The sequence below is a fragment of the Helicobacter marmotae genome (assembly GCF_003364255.1).
In the GTDB taxonomy this organism is placed as follows: Bacteria; Campylobacterota; Campylobacteria; order Campylobacterales; family Helicobacteraceae; genus Helicobacter_C; species Helicobacter_C marmotae.
This window is the reverse complement of the sequence record NZ_NXLR01000016.1, coordinates 20,586-41,231: the sequence shown is the minus strand read 5'-3', so window position 1 is coordinate 41,231 and position 20,646 is coordinate 20,586. Positions and strand designations below refer to the sequence as shown.

The following is a 20,646-nucleotide window of genomic DNA, read 5'->3' as shown; positions in this document are numbered from 1 at the left end:
AGAATCACCGCCTGATTCCCTAATACATTTGCCACTTTGTCAGCCCTAGATGGGGTGACAAGGACTGAAGAAACTAAATTATCTACTAGAGAAAGGGAAAGCAGGACTAGTGATTCTTGTGGAGATGCTTCACCCTTTTTGTAAAAGGCTGAAGCTGACAAAATTGGCTACCTTATAGGGTAGGCTTGCCCTTGTAAAGGAAATTAACTTGTAATCTCTTAGGGAAGGCGTAGCCTGATAGTCTCTAAATGAGCCACTAGAAAGCCAACAGAGATTCTTCACCTCCTAGCGGGGGGTTCAGAATGACAAGAGACGGGAGTCTTAATGGCTTAGAGAGAGATTCTTCGCTCAAGCAAGCTCCCCTTTAGAGCTGATAATGGGGCGAGAACTTCTAGTGGGTTTAATAGAGATATTTCGGGCATAAAGCCCTCTGCAAGAGCTTAAGCCTGCTCTATAAGGACACAAAATTTTGCCATAAGGGCTAAAGCGATTATTCTTAGATTCGGCACTAGAGACTATAATTTCTCCATACAAATGAGGAAGCGCAATGGGATAATGGCGTGATTTTGCATCGCCCTCATAATATTTCTATTGTTAAATTTTTACAAAAAAGGAGGTTTTTATGAAAAACAATAAATCTTTAATGCTTTTTACTATCTTGCTTGCTGTTTTTGTTGTGCCAAGTTTTATTTCAGCTACCGCTATTGCTTTACCCCTTATTGCCAAAGAACTGGAAAATTAAGCGAGTACTTTGCAATGGGTTGTGAATGCGTTTAATTTGTTTTTGCAAGTTTTGCGCTTATTTGGGGAGCAATGGCAGATAGATTCGGGACAAAAAATGTCTTTTGCTTGGTGTATTTATCTATGTGTTAGGCTCTTTATTTTTTGTTGCTAGATATAGCGTGTGTTTTAGCGGGGATTGGTGGGGCAAGTGTCTTTGTAAGTGCGAATCTTGCTATGCCTGAAGATAAAGCAATGGGACTTTCGGTGTATTTGCATTCTTTCTGTGCTGTTATGGGGGTTTTGGGTGTTATTTGTTGCTTCTTTTGTATGGCTATATGGAGATTGCTTAAGGAGTGAATTTAGAGGTGAGTATTGTGTTTTGTGAATTTAGCGCCTTTATAAAACAAGAGAGTTAGTTTATTTTTTTAGTTATAATAGTGTTTTTGTTTATTTTCCATATTGTAGAGGTGTTGTATGTCAGTGTATCAAAAGCTTTCGCCATATCTTTTTCGTTTTGATGCTGAGAGACTCCATTGTTTGGCTGAATGGACGCTTAAACATTTCGTGCCGCTGCCTTTGGTGCAAGATTGTGTTGTTTCACAACATTGCGTTTTTGATGAAAGTTTGCATATTCAGGTAGCAGGTATGAATTTTTATAATCCTGTGGGATTGGCTGCTGGTTTTGATAAAAATGCCACTATGATAAAAGGGCTTTCAGCATTGGGGTTTGGCTTTTTGGAAATTGGCACTATTACTCAAAATCCACAAGAGGGAAATGCAAAGCCACGTCTTTTTCGTTATGAGGAAGAAAAAAGCCTGCAAAATGCAATGGGCTTTAATAATGATGGCTCATCTAAGGTTGCTGCACGTTTAAAGGGATTGTATCCATACAGCATACCCCTTGGCATTAATGTTGGTAAAAATAAGGTGATTGCCCAAAGCGATTCATTGAAAAATTATGAAAATGTTTTATTGGATTGCTTGGAGGTTGGAGATTATTTTGTATTTAACCTTTCTTCCCCAAATACCCCCAAACTACGCGAGTTGCAAAATGTAACTTTTGTCCAAGAGCTTTTTGAAATGGCTCGCTCTCATACAAACAAGCCACTTTTTCTAAAAATCTCTCCTGATATGAAAAAAGATGAGATGTTAAAGCTAGTTGAAATGAGCATCAAAAGCGGTGCGAGTGGTTTAATTGCGACAAATACGACCATTGATTATAGCTTGATCGCTGGGGCTAAGGACTTTGGGGGCATAAGCGGTGGGGCTTTAAAAGAGAAGTCAAAAGAAGTGCTAAAGATTCTAAGTGAGGCGTTTTTTGGCAAAATAGCGATTATTTCTGTAGGCGGTATTGATAATGCCCAAGAGGTCTATGAACGTTTAAGGCTTGGTGCTTCACTTGTGCAGGTTTATAGTGGATTGGTTTTCCGTGGTCCAAGGCTATGTAGAGAAATTAATGAGGGGTTATTGGAGCTGCTTAAGCAAGATGGCTTTAGCACTATTGCAGATATTATAGGCTATGATATTACTCATCAGCCAAAGAGACGTGGAAGAAAGCCAAAGAATATACAACCTGAAGTGCGAGAAGTTGTAGCTGCTCCTAAAAAAAGAGGGAGAAAACCTAAAAGTGCTATGAGTACAGAGAGCATAAGTAGTCAAGTTGTGCAAAAAGATAGCACATCTAAAGTGCGTAATACTAAGACAAAGCAAGATAGGAGTGTAAATGTGCAAGCAAATAATGAGATAGCACAAGCACCTATTCCCACTAAAGAGGAGCCCTCTAGCAATATATTAGAAGATGATAAAAGTGTGTCATCTTTGCCTAAAGATGTGCAGAAAGATTCAAAAGAGTAGATTGTGAAGTTTTTTATTTTAGGAGTTTTGATGAGTATTTCTCATATTATCAGTCCTTATATTGGCATGACGGGGAGTTTATTACCCAAGCATTATAGTAAGACACTTGAAAATGGCTTGCAAATTGTAGTTATACCGCTTCATAACCAAAGCGGGGTGATTCAAACAAATGTGTTTTATAAGGTCGGTAGTCGTAATGAAGTGATGGGTAAAAGTGGTATTGCGCATATGCTTGAGCATTTGAGCTTTAAATCAACTCAGAATCTTAAGGCTGGAGAGTTTGATGAAATTGTCAAAGGATTTGGCGGGGTAAATAATGCTTCTACAAGCTTTGATTATACGCGTTATTTTATTACATCAAGCAGTGGAAACCTTGATAAATCTTTAGAGCTCTTTGCAGAGCTTATGAGCAATCTTTCTTTAAAAGATGAGGAATTTGCTCCAGAACGTAATGTTGTCGCAGAGGAGCGACTATGGCGGACAGATAATTCCCCTATGGGATATTTGTATTTTCGTTTTTTTAATACAGCTTTTGTGTATCACCCTTATCATTGGACTCCTATTGGCTTTATGGAGGATATTAAAGGGTGGCATATTGATGATATTGTTTCTTTTTATCGCACATATTATCAACCACAAAATGCAATTATAGTCGTAAGTGGGGATATTACACCTAATGAAGTGTTTGAGAGTGCTTCTAAATATTTTAGTGCGATTGAAAATCATGCCCCAATCCCTGAAGTTAAGGCGAAAGAACCCAAACAAGATGGAGCAAGAAGAGGCATTGTAAGGAAAGATTCTAAGGTTGAATATATCATTATGGGATATAAAATACCTAACTATTTAAGCAAAGACCAAGTCGCTTTAAGTGCGATAAGCGAGATTTTGAGTGCTGGGAAATCAAGTATATTCCAAAGAGAGCTTGTTGATAAAGAACAAATAGCAACAAGTGTATATGCTGATAATATGGAGCTTAGAGATGAGGGTGTGTTTTTGATTGTAGCGAGTGCTAAGCAAGGCGTGCATGCAGAAAAGATTGAGCAAGAGATTTATAGAATCTTAGAGGATATAAAGCAGGGTAACATTTCTCAAGAGCAGCTTGATAAGGTGAAAGTTAATACAAGGGCGGGCTTTATTTATAGCCTTGAGAGTGCTGCGTCTGTGGCTGGTCTTTTTGGGAGTTATTTGGTGAAAGGGGATATGACCCCATTGCTTACTTATGAGAGTGATATTAATGCCTTAAGCATAGAGCAGATTCAAGAAGTGGCGAAGAAGTATTTTACTGAAGATTCCTTAAGTGTGCTTATTTTAAAAGACAAGGAGTGATAGAGTATGGTTTTTGGAGCAATGAGCGCACTTATCACTCCTTTTAAAGATAATAAGGTTGATTTTGAAACCTATGAGAGATTGATTAAGCGGCAAATCGCTTATGGTATGGACGCTTGTGTGCCTGTGGGTACAACGGGTGAATCTGCCACACTCTCACATAAAGAACATATGGAATGTATAGAAGCTGCGGTGGAAGTTTGCAAGGGGAGCGGAGTAAAGGTGCTTGCTGGGGCAGGGAGCAATTCTACCAATGAGGCAAAGGAACTCGCACTTTTTGCTCAAAAATGTGGAGCAGATGCTCTCTTGTGCGTTACTCCATATTATAATAAACCTACTCAAAATGGCTTGTTTGAGCATTATAAGGCTGTAGCTCATGCTGTGGATATACCCGTAATGCTCTATAATGTCCCATCTCGCACGGGTGTAAATATTGAGCTAGAAACGGCAAAAGCCCTTCATGAAGAATGTAAGAATATTTATGCTATCAAAGAGGCAGCTGGGCTTATGGATAGGGTGGTGGCATTTGCTGCTAAAACCCCCACTCTTGCCCTTTTTAGCGGGGAAGATATGATTAATTTCCCTATACTTGCCAATAATGGAAAGGGCGTTGTATCTGTAACGGGCAATCTCTTACCCCAAGATATTGCAGATTTGACACATTATGCCATCAAAGGTGATATGCAAAAAAGCTATGAAATTAATACAAGACTTTATGAAATCAATAGAGTGTTGTTCTGTGAGAGTAACCCAATACCTATTAAAGCGGCTATGTTTTTAACAGGCTTGTTGCAAAATTTAGAGTATCGCTTGCCATTAGTAGCGCCTTCTAAGGAAAATATGGCTAAAATACAAGCAATTTTAGAACAATATGAGGTGAAATCATGAAAAATGCACAAACTTCTACGACAGATTTTATGAAGGGCAAAACGCTTGTGATTAGCGGGGCTACACGGGGGATAGGTAAGGCTATTTTATATAAGTTTGCTCAAAATGGCGTGAATGTCGCCTTTACTTATAATAAAAATGAAGAAGAGGCACGCAAAATTGCACAAGATGTTGAGAGTAAATATGGCATTAAGGCACGATTCTATCCTCTTAATGTGCTTGAGCCTGAGCAGTATGTTGAGCTTTTTAAAACAATTGATGGCGATTTTTCACGTATTGATTTTTTTGTATCTAATGCCATTATTTATGGTAAAAGTGTCGCAGGGGGCTTTGCGCCATTTATGCGCCTTAAACCAAGGGGACTAAATAATATCTATACAGCCACGGTACTTGCATTTGTGGTAGGAGCACAAGAAGCAGCTAAACGTATGAAGGAAGTTGGTGGAGGGGCGATTGTATCTCTTAGCTCAACGGGGAATCTTGTGTATATGCCAAATTATGCGGGGCATGGGAATTCTAAAAATGCAGTAGAGACAATGGTGAAGTATGCGGCTACTGAGCTTGGAGAATGGGGCATACGCGTTAATGCAGTGAGTGGGGGACCTATTGATACAGATGCACTTAAGGCATTCCCTGATTATGCTCAAGTGAAAGCTAAGGTTGAAGAAGAATCTCCGCTTAATCGTATGGGAACGCCTGAAGATTTAGCAGGGGCTGCATTTTTCCTTTGTGATGAGACACAAAGTGCTTGGCTTACTGGGCAGACAATAGTTATCGATGGTGGCACCACTTTTAAATAACCTTAATCTTGCTTTAGTATATGATGAAACCAAAGAATATGCCGCTTTTGCAGAGGAGGGCATTTTCATGGCGTGAAGTTGATACTTACATACCTGCTTTGATGTGGCTAGGAATCTCTTTAGCTTATGCTCTCTTGTGTGTTGCGCCTTTTTATGCCCAATGGCTTTATCAGCAATACACCACAGATGATATATCCCCACTTTTGGCTTCAATACTTGGTCTTTTGAGTGTGGCAAGTGTGCTTTTCACTCCCAAAAACCGCCGTTTTAGCGTGGGATTTTTTGTTGGAATCTTGTGGTTTTATTGGATTCCATTGGGTATGAGATATTTTGATATGGACCTTTTTATCCCAATAGTGATTATGTTAGAGGGGATATTTGTGGGGCTTGTATTTTATATCGGTTTATGGTGTGAATGCCTGCCCATACGACTTCTTTTTTTACTACTTTTAAGCTTTCTTATGCCGCTTGGATTTGATTGGATCGTGCTTGAGAGCGTGTTTGCTTATAGCTACATAGGGGTGGATAAGCTGAGTTTTGCCTTTGTCATACTTGCCCTTTGGCTGCTTGTGAAATATCAGACTTGGCGGAAACTTATTGGCATTCTGTGCCTTATTTTAGCTTGCGATTGGCATGGGATTATGCAAGATTTCTCTATAAGTATGCCTTTAAGGATAAAGCTTATTCAAAGTGATGTGAAGCAAGATCTCTCATGGCGCACAGAAGAGATGGATTTTATTTTTAGGAAGCATATTGAGGACATTGCAAGTGCGATTGAATCTGGCTATGATGTCGTTGTGTTGCCTGAGAGCGCCTTTTATGTACCGCTTGATTCTGTATATTTTACACATTTGGACACGCTTTTATCTTTAAGTAAGAAAATTGTCATTATCACAGGGGCTTTACGCGTTGAAAAGAGCGATGATGGGAGTTTATCTTATTTTAATAGTATGTTGAAAATTGATAATACCAATATAAGCTTTTATGATAAAGTCTTGCTTGTCCCATTTGGAGAATACCTCCCCTCTTTTTTAGAATCATTTATGAATGTATTTTTTCAAGGTATTGGCGGATTTAGTGCGGGGAAGGAATTTGGGTATTTTCATATTAAGGGTGTGGATTTTAAAAATGCCATTTGCTATGAGGGGACAAATGGCAGATTCTATGAAGATAATCCTCCATTTGTGATGATGATAAGCAATAATGCGTGGTTTGTCCCCAGCATTGAGCCCATTTTGCAAAAAAATTTGCTCAAATACTACGCACGTATCCACAAAAGTGTGATTTACCATGCGAGTAATCGTTCAGCAAATGCGGTTATTACCCCCAATATAAGCCCACTATAAGATAGTATGCAAGGTTGAAAAAACACTTTTAAAGCCGATGTTAGTTTGTTGTGGTATGATACGCAATTTCATTTTAACAAGGAGTGGAACATGGTTTCTTTGAAAAATATTACTTTAGCGCTTGCAGCAGCTTTTAGCTTAACATTTGGTGCTACAAGCAGCACTACCAATCTCAATACTGCTAAAAAGCAACTTTTGGGGAATTTTGCAAGCGGCTCGATTCTCAATGGCTCATCTCAAGCTGGAAGTGTGCAACGTTGGTATCTCTTCAATGAGGGGCATGTAGGTTATTCATATAGCAAGCTTGGAGCATTAACTTTGCATTCTGCAGATGTTGGTTATTCAGTTTATATTACTTCAATTAAATCAGCAAGCGGCTTACGCCCATATATTGGTACAGAAATTACCGTACCTATATATGTAAAGTCCTTAGGTGAGTCAAATGCGTTTTGGGCAGATAAAACAACAGGCTTGCCCGGAGACAAGGCGGTTATGACGGATTTAGGGTTTAATGGTTGGGGCATACAAGTGCCAGTGATTTTAGGTGTGCAGGCAGGGTCGTTTTATATTCAAGGTATGGTAGGGTATTCTTACCATAGTATTACCGATAATTTTTATGTAAGTGAAAGGCAAAATGATACTTCGCTTGCTAATATTTATCATGGTCTTACTTATGGGCTTGGTGTTGGAGCGAAGTTTTCAAATGTATTTAGCATAGGTGCTCGATATGTAATGGGTGAGCTTACAAGCTCTTCACGTACGCCTGAAGCTGGTATCAATGTAGATAGTGTGCGCACTAAAGATTTTAAAAACAACTATCAAAGATTTTCTGTTATTTTTGGTGTAGTGTTTTAAGACTTCTTTTTACTTCTTGCCATTTAATGGTATTTTTTTTGCTTCTCCCCCTTGAAATACCACAAGGGGTTTGGGAGCATGTCTCAACAAAGTTTTAATGTTATTTCAGCGGCTGATATGGCATATCAGCTTTATCAATCAAAGCAATATCATGAATGCGTAGATATGTGTATCCAAGTTTTGGCACTTGATTGTACTCGTGCTGATATATGGAATCTTGCGGGTATTGTGATGCTTGAACTTAAACTCTATGAGAGGGCGATAGAATATTTCACTCAAGCAGCCCAATCTCAGAGAGAACAACCTCATTATAGTATTAATCTTGCTGAAGCCTATCGCCGCAATGGTGAGCCCCAAAAATGTATCACACTTCTTTGTGATTTATTAAATACCCATAGTCAGCTGCAAGAGAATTCAAGTTTGCATTTTAATCTTGCAAAAGCATATTCAGATAAAGAAGATTCTCATAATTCCATTAAGCATTACACAATTGCCATTAAGCTTGACCCCAATGATTTAGGTGCGATGTTTAATCTTGCTAATGTGCGAGTAGGCTTGAAGCATTTTGGCGAAGCTATAGAATTATATCTCCATGCTTTGAGTAAGGGCTATCTTGATGCAGGTGTGAATCTAGCGAGTATTTACACACAAATGGGGCATTTTGGCGAAGCTATAAAGATTTATCAAGCACTCCATACGCACTATAAAGCTGATAGCGATTTTTTATTTAACTATGCCAATGCGCTAAACTATGCCAATGTAGATATGCAATCCACGCAGATACTTTACAAACAGGCTATTGCATTAAATGGTTTGAGGGCGGAGTATTATATTAACTATGCGCATTTTTTGTTTAAAATGTTGCAATTTGAAGAGGGTTTTAGAATCTATGAGGAGAGAAAAAAGCTCCCCAATATGATACCCCAGGACATTACGAATATATGGCAGGCTGATGTAGGTTTAAATGCACTTGTAAATCAGCATGTGCTTGTTTATTATGAGCAAGGCTTTGGCGATAGCATTATGTTTGCACGTTTTTTACCGCTTTTAAAAGAGATTGTAAAAAGTGTATGTGTGATTATACAAGAGCCGCTTATCCCGCTTTTTACAAAACTACAAATCCCTTGTGTAGGCTCTATAGAGCAAGTAGGGCATTATGATGTGGCTATTTCTCTTCTCTCTTTACCCTTAGCATTTGGAGTGAAAAGCATACAAGATTTACAAATAATGCCCTTTATGCTTAAAGAGAGAAGCCCGCATAATAAGGTGAAAAACATAGGCATTTGCTTTAGTACAGATTCTCAATTTAGCCAAGCCGCGAATAAAAGTATCCCCCTTGAGACATTAATGAACGCCTTGCAAGAATATGCCCCATTCATAAAACTATATTCTCTGAATAAGCCCCAATGTGATACATTAGCCACATATCATATTGCCCAAAGAGCGATGAATGATTTTGGCGATACTTATGAAATTATTAAAGATATGGATTTAGTCATTAGTATTGATACGGCTGTGGCGCATTTAAGTGCGAGTATGGGCAAGCCTACATTGGTTTTGCTTCATAAGCTTTATGATTGGCGTTGGGGTAATGGCATAAGAACTCCATGGTATGAGCATGTGATATGCTTTACACAAAGTAAAATGCACCATTGGGAAGATGTGATGCTAAATCTCAAGGCATATTTGAAAGAATGGCTTTCTTTATATCCCTAAAAGGCGTAAATCTATATCAACTTTTCTTATACATTTTTTAAGATTCTAGCCTATTTTTAAGCAAGATAGGCTAGAATCAGCGTTTAAAATACAAGCTTTGGGAGCGAGCCATAATGGAGAGTTTATTAGAAGAGAAAAGCATAGATATACAAATTGATGAATCAATTAAGGGGAGTTACCTTGATTATTCAATGAGTGTGATTGTGGGGAGGGCATTACCTGATGCAAAAGATGGCTTAAAGCCCGTGCATAGAAGAATTTTATATGCAATGAATGAGCTTAGTCTCTCCCCTCGCCGTCCTTATAAAAAGAGTGCGAGGATTGTAGGTGATGTGATTGGTAAATACCACCCACATGGCGATACCGCCGTATATGACGCGCTTGTGCGTATGGCACAAGATTTTTCAATGCGTCTTGAACTTGTCGATGGGCAGGGTAATTTTGGCTCTATTGATGGGGATGGTGCGGCTGCTATGCGTTATACAGAGGCACGTATGACAACTGCTAGTGAGGAAATGCTACGTGATATTGATAAAGATACCGTGGAGTTTGTGCCAAATTATGATAATACATTGCATGAGCCAGATGTGTTACCTACAAGATTCCCAAATTTGCTTGTAAATGGCTCAAGTGGTATTGCCGTAGGTATGGCGACTTCTATCCCTCCTCATCGTATTGATGAGATTATTGATGCGCTGATTTTTGTTATTGATAATAATACGCAGAATGTAGAAGATGTGCTTGATATTGTGCAAGGACCAGACTTCCCTACAGGTGGGATTATCTATGGGAAATCAGGCATATTAGAGGCTTATCGCACAGGGAGAGGGCGCATACGCGTGCGTGCAAAAGTGCATATTGAAAAGACAAAGACAAAAGATGTGATTGTGATTGATGAAGTGCCCTATCAAGTGAATAAAGCAAAGCTTGTAGAGCAAATCTCTGAGCTTGCTAAAGAGAAGATTATTGATGGTATTGCTGAAGTGAGAGATGAGAGTGATAGAGAGGGCATTCGTGTGGTAATTGAGCTTAAACGCGATGCGATGAGTGAAATTGTGCTGAATAATCTTTTTAAATCTACAGCAATGGAGAGCACTTTTGGAATCATTCTTCTTGCGATTAATAATAAAGAACCCAAGATTTTTAATCTTCTTGAACTTTTGCATATTTTTATTTCTCATCGTAAGACCATTATCATTCGTAGAAGTATTTTTGAGCTTGAAAAGGCAAAGGCTAGGGCACATATTTTAGAGGGATTGATTATCGCCCTTGATAATATTGATGAAGTGATTAAGACGATTCGTGCTTCAAAAGATACTGATGAGGCGAAAAATGCTTTAGTTAGCACATTTCATTTAAGCGAGTTGCAAGCAAAAGCCATACTTGAAATGCGACTTCAAAGACTGACAGGTTTAGAGCGCGATAAGATAAATGAAGAATACGCCCAGCTTCAAGAGCAAATCGCATATTTAGATTCTATCCTTAGAAGTGAAGAAAAGCTTAAAAGCATAGTCAAAGAAGAGCTTTTAGAAGTGAAAGAAAAATTCAGCACGAAAAGACGCACACAAATTGAAGAAGATTATGATGCCATTGATATAGAAGATTTAATACCTAATGAAAAAGTGGTTGTTACGATGAGCCATCGAGGGTATGTGAAGCGAGTGTTGCTTAAAACATACGAGAAGCAAAATCGCGGTGGTAAGGGCAAGGTGAGCGGCAATACGCATGATGATGATTTTATAGAATCATTTTTTGTAGCCAATACCCATGATACGATTATGTTTGTAACCAATAAAGGTCAGCTTTATTGGTTAAAGGTCTATAAGATTCCAGAATCTGGGCGAACTGCCATTGGCAAAGCGGTAGTAAATCTTATTCAGATTCAACCTGATGAAAAGATTATGGCGACTATTACTACTACAGATTTTAATGATGATAAATCGCTAGTGTTCTTTACTAAAAATGGTATTGTGAAGCGCACTAATCTTAAAGAATATGGAAACATTCGAAGCGTGGGGGTTAGGGCGATAAATCTTGATGAGAATGATGAGCTTGTAACAGCACATATTATTCATTCAGATGTCAAAGAGCTATTTATTGCTACTTATCATGGTATGTGCATTCGCTTTAGCGTTGATGAACTCCGTGAAATAGGCAGGGTGAGTCGCGGGGTAAGTGGTATCAAATTTAAGGTAAATGAAGATTATGTCATTGCTGCTACGACTATTACAAGTGATACAGATAAACTCCTTACCGTGAGTGAGCAGGGTATTGGTAAGCAAACACTCGCGGGAGAATATCGTTTGCAAAGTCGTGCAGGTAAGGGTGTGATTGTGCAAAAACTCACATCAAAAACAGGCAATCTTGTGAGTGTAGTCAATATCAATGATGAAAATATGGATTTAATGGTGCTTACAAGCTCAGGTAAGATGATACGTGTAGATACTGAAGCCATTAGAGAGGCAGGGCGCAATACAAGCGGGGTGAAGATTGTCAATGTAGGTAAAGATAAGGTAGCATATGCCAATACCTGCCCCAAGGAGCAGCAAGATGACGAGCTACCTAGCGAAGAGATATAGCCATTGCTAGGGTTATGAAGCATTTTCTTTGCATTTTTTCTTTTATTACTTTTGTGAATATGCCAAGCTTATTTTATGGGGCAAATGCACTTGATATGCTACCATATAATGAGAGCTTTGATGGCGCAGAGGTTGAATTGCTTATTTCATATAAGATGATAAGTTACAATCATCTTCCACAAGGTGAGGCATATAGAGTATCTCATGTGATGAATTATCAAGCGAGTAAAGGCTATAGGGTCGTTAGGGTATGCGAAATTGATGCAAGTAGGTATCCTCTTATGGATGATATGCCATATTTTATTACCTCTGTTTTAAAGCTTGAAAAAGAGCAGGTTTTGGAGTGTTTATTAGGACATGAAGTATATATACGTGAGAGTGCCAGTGGGAGAAATAATGCCCTCTCTTCTAAAATGAGGCTTGAGATACCATCCACAAGGGTGCTTGCAAAATTACTCAACAAAAGCATTATGGTTTATATCCTATCAAAGGAGCAAACATGAAGATAGCTATAGTAGAAGATGACATTAATTATCGTAAATCTTTAGAGACTGCATTTGAGGATTATCCGGAATATGAGGTGGTGAGTTTTAAGAATCCTAAAGATGCGCTAAAAAAGCTTGATGATAGTTTTGAGGTAGTTATTACTGATATTAATATGCCTCAAATGGACGGACTAAGCTTCTTGCAAGAGCTAAATGGTAAATATGAAGCCATTGTAATTACAGGTAATGCTTCGGTGCAAAATGCCATTAAGTCCATTCGTTTAGGGGTTAAGGACTTTTTGATTAAAGGCTTTGAGATAGAGGCATTGATAGAGGCATTGCAACGTACCCATAGACTTAGCCAAATCGCTCATAAGGTCAATAAACCTACACCTAAAAAAGATGGGCAGAAAGATTTTATAGCCACTTCACCCAAACTTGAAGAGCTTAAAGCCCTAGCCCTTAAAGTAGCACCAACTGATGCGAGTGTGTTGCTTTTAGGGCAGAGTGGAGTGGGTAAAGATGTATTTGCAAACTTTATCCACAAGCATTCCCATCGCTCTAAAGCTCCTTTTATAGCTATTAATATGGCAGCTATCCCCGAGCATTTATTAGAATCTGAACTTTTTGGCTATGAAAAGGGTGCTTTTACAGACGCGACAAGCACGAAAAGCGGTATTTTAGAAGATGCAAATGGTGGAAGTGTGTTTTTAGATGAAATTGGCGAAATGCCCCTTTCACTTCAAGCAAAGCTTTTACGCGTCCTGCAAGAGAAAACCCTCACACGGCTAGGGAGCTCAAAGCCTATTAAAATTGATGTGCGCTTTATCTCTGCTACAAATGCCAATATACAAGCCAAAATTGCCAAAAATGAATTTAGAGAAGATCTCTTTTTTAGACTGCAGACTATACCTTTGTTTATCCCTCCGCTTAAAGAGCGTAAAGAGGAGATTCTGCCATTAAGTGAATGGAAGCTCCAATCTGTATGTGCGCAATACAATCTCCCTATAAAGCATTTCTCCAAAGAGGCAAAAGATGTGCTTTTAGCCTATGAATGGTATGGGAATGTGCGCGAGCTTTTGTCTGTAGTGGAGAGAGCGGGGATTTTAAGCGATGGAGATGAAATTAATGCAAAGGATTTATTTTTAGAAAATCGCACTAAGGCTTTTGGGGCTATCAATCTCCCCAATAATCAAGCACATATTGAAGAAAATAAAGTCGCTAAGCTTGAGAGGGAGCTTATTGGGCAAATCCTTTTAGAAAATGAGTATGACTTGCAACGTTGTAGTGATATATTAGGCATAAGCATAGAGCTTTTAAGGCATAAAATAGCGCGCTATGGCATTAAGGTTTTATAATCTGGCTTGTTCGCTTCGTTTGGTTCCATCGACAAAAACATATCCAAAAGAGAGTGAAAAGCCCACAAAGAGATTGCTCCCTTGCTCTTGTATGTATCGCCCTTGCAAGAGATAATACTTAATAAAAGGGGCAATGGAGAGATTTCTATAGAGTTTTGTATCTACGCGCATTTCCATTTCAAGCTGATAGAGTGGATTATATGTATCAGGGGCAGAGCTATGGAGATAATGACGCAAGTTTGTATAGTAGTAAAATTTTGAATCTTTATTGATTTTATACTCTATTTTTATGCCGCTCTCCCAGCCATAATTTTCTGATTCTGTGCTTCTTGCGAAGTCTTTTTCATTAAAGATATTGATATGAAAATCTTTGAGATAGATTCCATCAAAAAGCTTGATACCCGCATTTAAGCGCGTAATTTGACGCCTGTTTTCAAAGCCACTTTGATATGTTGCTTGAAGAAATGGACCTATTTCAAACCCACCGGCAAACGAGGGGATATACCAGATTCTGTGTGTATAGTCTGTGGAGATAAGGATTCTATCAAGTGTAGTGTTGGTAATGCGCTCATTGCCCCTAGCTAAGGTAGTGCGTCCATATTCTGCAAGGATTGAGTTAAACACCACATGACGTGGGGCATAGAAATCATATCCTAAGTCAAAGTAAGCCTGTGTGAGAAGTTGGGAATCACCGCTAATGCGGCTATCAGCAAAGCTTGCATATTTATCTTGCCCCTCTATGCTTGTGGAGCTAATGTTTGTAGCAATGCGCCTTAGCTCAATATGCCAACCGCGTTTATCGGGGTTTGTATCAATTTCTGCTCCATATAAGGTGAGGGTAAAACACATAAAAATATATAAAAAAAAGCGATTATGATTCATTGTTTTTAATCTCTTGTTTAATTTTTTCACACCATTCATTGAGTGTTTTTTCAAATCCTTTTGTCGTAGCTTCTACAAAATTTAGAGGTTGTGTAAGATAGTCTTGTTTGACCCAGCCGCCAAAATCATGCGGATAGAGATAGTTTGTAGCTTGGGGCATAATATGAGGAGGCACCTCAAGAATGCAGCCACTTTTAATTGTATCCAAAGCTTTGTTAATGGCATTGTATGCGGTATTACTTTTTGGAGAAGAGGCAAGGTAGATTACGCATTGGGAGAGGATTATGCGAGATTCGGGATAGCCGATTTTGCTTACTGCAAGCATGGTGCTTGTCGCAAGATTGAGTGCATTAGGATTGGCATTGCCAATATCTTCACTTGAGAGAATAACAAGACGTCTTGCAATAAACTCCGGATTTTCATTAGCAGCAATTAATCGCGCAAGGTAATATATGCTTGCATTTACATCGCTTCCGCGAATGGATTTAATAAGAGCGCTAATAAGGCTATAGTGGCTCTCCTCCTCGCTTGCCCCATCATGGAGCGCAAAAGGGCGCAATGAGTGCAACATATCAAGTGTGATATGCTTCTCCCCTGTGCTTAAAGCCGCATCAAGGAGGTTGAGTAATGCCCTTGCATCTCCGCCACTTGAGCTAATGAGATAATCTCTCACTTCTTGCGTGAGTGTAATATCCTCTCCAAAATGCTTTTGCATATATGCAAGAGCGCGTTTCAGCACAGAATCTAAGCTTTGAGGGGAGAGTGCTTTGAGTTCAAAGAGAAAGCTTCGTGAGCGTATGGCATTGGTGAGAGAAAAAAATGGATTATAAGTGCTCGCCCCAAAGATAATAGCACTATAAGATTCCATAATGGGCAGCAGCACTTCTTGCTGGGCGCGGTTGAGACGATGCACTTCATCAATAAACACAAGGGGTTGGAATAAGCTCTGCTCATAGCCTTTAATAAATGTTTTAAGCTCTTCGATTTTAAAATGCACGGCATTGTAGTATTGATAGGGCTTTTTAAGCTCTTGGGCTATGAGTTTAGCTAGAGTAGTTTTCCCCACACCCGGGGGTCCATAGAAAAAGCAATGTGCTAGAGCATTATTTTTAATCATCTTAAAAAGTGGAGTATGGGGAGTGAGGATATGCTCCTGTGCGATAAACTCTTCTAGGCTCTTAGGGCGGAGCAATTCAGCAAGGTTATACAAGATAGCACTCTACTTTTTTTTAAACAAAATAATTTCATATGAGCTTTCATGGGTTTTGAGGACATTGTTTTTACCCTTTTGTTTGGCGAGATCCTCGCGCAAATCCCCTGTCATTCTATCAAGCTCATCAAGCCGCTCTTTCAGACGGAGGATAATATCCACCCCAGCGAGATTCACACCCATATCGCGGGTAAGTTTTAAAATCGTTTTGATTTTATCTATATCGCGTTGAGAATATAGGCGCATTTTGCCATCAGTGCGCCCGGGCTGGATAAGCCCCTCTTTTTCATATTGCCTTAAGGTTTGGGGGTGGATTTCTAAAATCTTTGCCACCACGCTAATAAGATAAACAGGTTCATCATAGCTATACATCTTTAGCTCCTTTAAGAGAGTTGTTCTTTAAGCAAGGTTTGTAATTCTGGGCTTAATGTATCACTATGGGGTAAAATGATATTAGCCTTGAGGTATAAATCCCCTGTAATGCCGGTTTTGCGATTTTTGATTCCCTTAGCTTTGATGCGAAATTTTTGGTTGTTTTTGGTATTGGGTGGGATAGTGAGTGTTACATCACCATAAAGTGTGGGGAGTGTAACTTTACCGCCAAAAAGAGCGAGTTTAAGGGATATATCAAAATCTTTATACAAATCATCATCTTGGCGTGTGTATTCTGGTGAAGGGGCAATTTGGACTTTGAGGAGCAAGTCTCCACTGCGTCCGCTATGCGCGTTACCCTTGCCTTTAAGTCGGATGGTTTCACCATCTTTAATGCCAACAGGGATTTTAATATCAAAGCTCCCGCTTCTTCCGCTATAATGATAGCTCCCACCAAGTGCTGCGCTCTCAAATGGGATTTTGATATGCTCTTGTATATCTAAATTGGGCATATCAAATCCCCCAAAGCCAAAATCACTACCCCCTCCAAAACCTCCGCCAAAGGAGAATCTACTCCCATTGCCGGCATTAAATCCTCCTTGCCCAAAGAGCGAAGAGAGCAAGTCATCAAGATTTACATTGCTGCCTTGTGCGCGAGAAAAGTCGTGGAAATTCTGCCCGCCAAACATCGCATCACCAAATCTATCATATTGGGCTTTTTTATTTTCATCACTTAATACCTCATAAGCGGCATTGATTTCTTTAAATTTCTCTTCTGCACCCTTTTCTTTATTAATATCGGGGTGATATTTGCGTGCAAGCCTGCGATAGGCTTTTTTAATTTCATCACTTGAGGCATTTTCATTAATTTCAAGTGTATCATAAAGGCTTTTTGACATAATATAGCTCCTTTAATTTGTCTAAATGTAAGTTAAGTTTAAGCGTTATTGTATCATAAAAGTTTAGTAAAGTGTAATCAAGGTTTGTTTTTTGAGAGGGTTTTAGATGTGTTGCTTTAAATCTCTTTGATACAATATAAGAAATTGCATAATAAAGGATATGTGTGAGAGAGTCATATAGTCAATACCTAGCATTGAAAGCTTCAGCAGGAAGTGGCAAAACTTTTAATCTTGCTTTGAGATTCATATATTTGCTTTTTTGCGGGGCAAATCCTAATCAAATCCTTACCCTTACCTTTACAAAAAAGGCTTCAAATGAAATGCGCCAAAGGATTTACAAGAATCTCCAAGAGCTTAAAACTTGCCTTGAAGAAAGAAATTATGCCAATAATCATATTTATAAAGATTTGCTGGAAAAAGGCTTAGGGCATGAGTATTTGAGTGAAAATATACAGAGGGTGTATAGGGAATTTATGGAGAGTAATCCACGTATAGGGACTATTGATTCTTTCTTTCATGTGATTTTGAAAAAATTTTGTTGGTATGTGGGTGTTTCTGCGTATTTTGAAGTTGGCTCTTTAGATGAAGATGCGATCAATGAATGCTTTTTAAATGTATTTAGCCCAGATGAGCTAGATAGTTTTGTGAATTTTTGCTTTTATCACGGGGTAAAAATTGGTGATTTTTTAACATTTTTGCAAGAGCTTTATAGCTTGCCGGCTAATGATGTAAAGAGGGCATTGCAAACATTAAAAGAAGCACAAGATTCTAGCTTATCTGCCCAAAGTATTGAAGCCATAGAATTGGAAGTAAAATCCCTTATGGAGAGTATAGCTGAGCATGTCTCCGATAAGAGAGCAAAGGATCATTTTTTAAATAAAACTTGCAGGGAGATTCCAAAATCAAATTATTTATTGCGATGGAGTGAGCATAGAGACTTAAAAAAAGACGCTTCAAGTCTAAATGCGATAACGCATGTACGCGATAGAATCGTGGAGCTTATGAGCGCATATTTTGTTAAAAAAGAGCAAAATGTATTGGGGTTGGTTAGGGCATATCTTGAGCTTTATAGGCAGAGTATGCAAAAGCAACTTCGAGCGCAAAATTACCTAAGCCATAGTGATGTAGCCTTAAAAAGCTATGAGCTTTTGCAATTAAATGATGATATGATGGACTTTTTCTACTTCCGCCTTGATGATAAAATCACGCATATTTTGCTTGATGAATTCCAAGATACCAATCTCATACAATATCAAATTCTCCTGCCTCTCATTGAGGAGATACGTGCGGGAGTAGGGCGTATAGGTGAGCGGAGTCTTTTTATCGTAGGTGATAAAAAGCAAAGTATTTATATGTTTCGAGGGAGTTTCGCGGGGATATTTGAAGAAGCGACTAAAAACTTCCATGAAGAGAATCTCCCCTATAATTTCCGCTCAAGTGCTGAGGTAGTGAGCTTTAATAATCAAGTATTTCAAAAGTGTTATAAAGATTATGAACCCCAAAGCCCCAAAGCTACCGATGATAGCCCCATAAAGCAAGGCTATGTGCGCATACTGCCCCAAGCAGAAGATGAAGATGCCCTAAAAGAGCAGGTATATAATGAGCTCCAAGCATTGCTAGATAATGGAGCAGATGAAAATGACATTACTATTTTGGTTTTTACCAATGATGATGCCCTCTCACTCAAAGAGCATATCAATATGCGAAATGCGAAAATTCAAGTTATTACCGAGACTTCAGCCTCATTATTTGATAAGGCAGAAGTTAAAGCTATGCTATATGCATTTGAATACTTCAAACTCTCCCTTGTCAAAACAGAGCAGTGGGGGTTAAGAAATGCACTCAAATTGTATGAAAAAAGGATATGCAAGCTTTTAGGCTATGCGTATGAAGATTCAACTAAAGTGTATGAGGTGTTAAAAAGTATTGATACTTCTCTTTTGCCCGCAGAGATTGTTCTTGCGTTGATTGAGGGCTTTGGGCTTAGCCAAAATACCGCCTTGCGCTTTTTGGAATTAAGCTGTGAGTATGTAAGCATAGATTCATTGCTTGAAGCTGTATCAAAGATTACTTGCAATGCCCCCGCTCAAAGCAATAGAGGGGTAAAAATTATGACTATTCATAAGTCTAAGGGGCTAGAGTTTAAGCATGTGATTGTATGCGATAGAATGCGCAAGCCAAAAGCCGATAGCAATAAATTTATATGCTCCTATCAGGGCATTCATATTCAACATATATATTACAAACTTCAAGGGAGAGAGAGGTTTGATACAAACTACGCCAATGCCTTAGAATCTTACAAAGAACGCCTAAAGCAAGAAGCCTATAATGTGCTTTATGTAGCCTTTACACGTGCAGCATATGGCTTAAGCATAGCCCCTATGCAAAGTAGCAAGCATAAAAGTCAATTTGAGATTCTATCTTTAGAGGAGAGATATGATGAGTTGGGGCAGTTTGATAGGGTAGAAAAGCCAAAAGAGCAACATATCGGGCAGAAAAATGTGCTCCAAGATATGCAGTATTTTGGCAAACAAAGCGAGTTTTTAAAGCATGAGAGAGAATCTCACGCAGAGGTGCTAAGCATAGAGCAATGGCATAATATTAAATTCGGCGAGGCATTGCATAGTGTATTTGAGTTGTATTTAGGTTATAAAATGCCAGAAGAGGATATAGAGAGCGTTTTGTTTAATCGTTATGGCTTTGCGCTCTCTAAAGAGAGCATTGCCCAAGCGATGAAATATACCCTTAGCTGCATACAAAGCCCGTTTTTTATGGAAATAAGTGCGGGCAAGAGTGTTGCGTGCGAGGTAAGTTATATTACAGAGGATTGCCTTTATCGCATAGATACGCTTTTATATGATGAAAAAGAATATTGCGTGCTTGATTATAAAAGTGGCACAGGCAATTTTGAGACACAAAAAGAGCAAGTGATGAGCTATATGAAGTTTTTAGATTCTATGGATTCAAGGCGCGTGCGAGGGTTTATTGTCTATCCCCTTAAGGAAGATAAAGAGAGATTTTGCGAAGTGAGCTTATAGGCTTTAGCTTCTAAAAGAATGGCTTTTTTAAGTCTCTGGTGATTTTGTTAGAGATTCTTCGCCTGCTACGCAGGCTCAGAATGACAATAAGTCTAACCTGCAAGAAAAAACGACCCCACAATGGAAATTATTTTGTCGTCTCTAGAGGGGAGCAAAGCGACCCAAAGAATCTCTGTGCATATCACTAGAAACTCGAGCAGAGATTCTTCGCCTGTTTCATAGGCTTAGAATGAGAAGAGGGGTAGAGCCTCTTGTGATTCTATTTTTTCTTTTCCATAAGAGGGGAGGGCATTTGTGTGCTTGCGGGCTTGACTA

The 20,646-nt window shown here is 38.9% G+C and carries 16 protein-coding genes; 12 read left to right on the top strand and 4 right to left on the bottom strand.

The window, feature by feature from the left end:
• Positions 1-885 precede the first annotated feature (885 nt).
• From CQA63_RS07700 to CQA63_RS07650, 11 genes are all read left to right on the top strand, one after another.
• Positions 886-1,080: a hypothetical protein gene (locus tag CQA63_RS07700; RefSeq protein WP_104700102.1), complete on the top strand. Its 195-nt coding sequence runs from the start codon at positions 886-888 to the stop codon at positions 1,078-1,080.
• Between the two features lie 117 nt (positions 1,081-1,197).
• Entirely contained in the window at positions 1,198-2,577 is a 1,380-nt protein-coding gene (pyrD, locus tag CQA63_RS07695; protein WP_104700101.1) for a dihydroorotate dehydrogenase (quinone), read from the top strand.
• Between the two features lie 3 nt (positions 2,578-2,580).
• The gene (locus CQA63_RS07690; RefSeq protein ID WP_411710158.1) at positions 2,581-3,903 is read left to right on the top strand and encodes a M16 family metallopeptidase; all 1,323 of its coding nucleotides are present in this window, start codon (positions 2,581-2,583) and stop codon (positions 3,901-3,903) included.
• A 6-nt stretch (positions 3,904-3,909) separates the two neighbouring features.
• Positions 3,910-4,791 (top strand): 4-hydroxy-tetrahydrodipicolinate synthase, encoded by an 882-nt coding sequence (gene dapA / locus CQA63_RS07685; protein ID WP_104700099.1) that lies wholly within the window; start codon positions 3,910-3,912, stop codon positions 4,789-4,791.
• Positions 4,792-4,820: 29 nt separating this feature from the next.
• Positions 4,821-5,591 (top strand): enoyl-ACP reductase, encoded by a 771-nt coding sequence (locus CQA63_RS07680; protein WP_199770700.1) that lies wholly within the window; start codon positions 4,821-4,823, stop codon positions 5,589-5,591.
• A gap of 20 nt (positions 5,592-5,611) precedes the next feature.
• On the top strand, positions 5,612-6,937 hold the full coding sequence (gene lnt, locus CQA63_RS07675) for an apolipoprotein N-acyltransferase (protein ID WP_233706622.1): 1,326 nt from the start codon (positions 5,612-5,614) through the stop codon (positions 6,935-6,937).
• Positions 6,938-7,027: 90 nt separating this feature from the next.
• On the top strand, positions 7,028-7,792 hold the full coding sequence (locus CQA63_RS07670) for a hypothetical protein (protein ID WP_104700096.1): 765 nt from the start codon (positions 7,028-7,030) through the stop codon (positions 7,790-7,792).
• 78 nt (positions 7,793-7,870) lie between these two features.
• On the top strand, positions 7,871-9,508 hold the full coding sequence (locus CQA63_RS07665; RefSeq protein ID WP_104700095.1) for a tetratricopeptide repeat protein: 1,638 nt from the start codon (positions 7,871-7,873) through the stop codon (positions 9,506-9,508).
• A gap of 113 nt (positions 9,509-9,621) precedes the next feature.
• Positions 9,622-12,087, top strand: coding sequence for a DNA topoisomerase (ATP-hydrolyzing) subunit A (gene gyrA, locus CQA63_RS07660; RefSeq protein WP_104700094.1), 2,466 nt, complete (start codon positions 9,622-9,624; stop codon positions 12,085-12,087).
• Positions 12,088-12,101: 14 nt separating this feature from the next.
• Complete coding sequence (locus CQA63_RS07655; RefSeq protein ID WP_233706621.1) at positions 12,102-12,590, top strand: hypothetical protein; 489 nt, start codon at positions 12,102-12,104, stop codon at positions 12,588-12,590.
• A complete protein-coding gene (locus CQA63_RS07650; protein ID WP_104700093.1) occupies positions 12,587-13,930 on the top strand; it encodes a sigma-54-dependent transcriptional regulator in 1,344 nt (447 codons plus the stop codon). The genes CQA63_RS07655 and CQA63_RS07650 overlap by 4 nt, the downstream gene beginning before the upstream one ends.
• On the opposite strand, the gene CQA63_RS07645 is transcribed toward CQA63_RS07650, so the two are convergent.
• Genes CQA63_RS07645 through CQA63_RS07630 form a run of 4 tightly spaced genes read right to left on the bottom strand, consistent with a single transcriptional unit; the run spans position 13,925 to position 17,293 of the window.
• Complete coding sequence (locus CQA63_RS07645; RefSeq protein ID WP_233706620.1) at positions 13,925-14,842, bottom strand: hypothetical protein; 918 nt, start codon at positions 14,840-14,842, stop codon at positions 13,925-13,927. The genes CQA63_RS07650 and CQA63_RS07645 overlap by 6 nt on opposite strands.
• The gene (locus tag CQA63_RS07640; RefSeq protein ID WP_104700092.1) at positions 14,802-16,022 is read right to left on the bottom strand and encodes a replication-associated recombination protein A; all 1,221 of its coding nucleotides are present in this window, start codon (positions 16,020-16,022) and stop codon (positions 14,802-14,804) included. Before CQA63_RS07640 ends, CQA63_RS07645 begins: the two co-directional genes overlap by 41 nt.
• A 9-nt stretch (positions 16,023-16,031) precedes the next feature.
• Positions 16,032-16,394, bottom strand: a complete 363-nt coding sequence (locus CQA63_RS07635; protein ID WP_104700091.1) for a heat shock protein transcriptional repressor HspR — start codon at positions 16,392-16,394, stop codon at positions 16,032-16,034.
• An 11-nt stretch (positions 16,395-16,405) separates the two neighbouring features.
• Positions 16,406-17,293 carry a DnaJ C-terminal domain-containing protein gene (locus CQA63_RS07630; RefSeq protein WP_104700090.1) on the bottom strand — a complete coding sequence of 296 codons (888 nt, stop codon included), beginning with the start codon at positions 17,291-17,293 and terminating at the stop codon, positions 16,406-16,408.
• Between the two features lie 164 nt (positions 17,294-17,457).
• Between CQA63_RS07630 and CQA63_RS07625 the strand changes: the two genes are divergently transcribed.
• Positions 17,458-20,331 carry a RecB-like helicase gene (locus CQA63_RS07625; protein ID WP_104700089.1) on the top strand — a complete coding sequence of 958 codons (2,874 nt, stop codon included), beginning with the start codon at positions 17,458-17,460 and terminating at the stop codon, positions 20,329-20,331.
• Positions 20,332-20,646 lie beyond the last annotated feature (315 nt).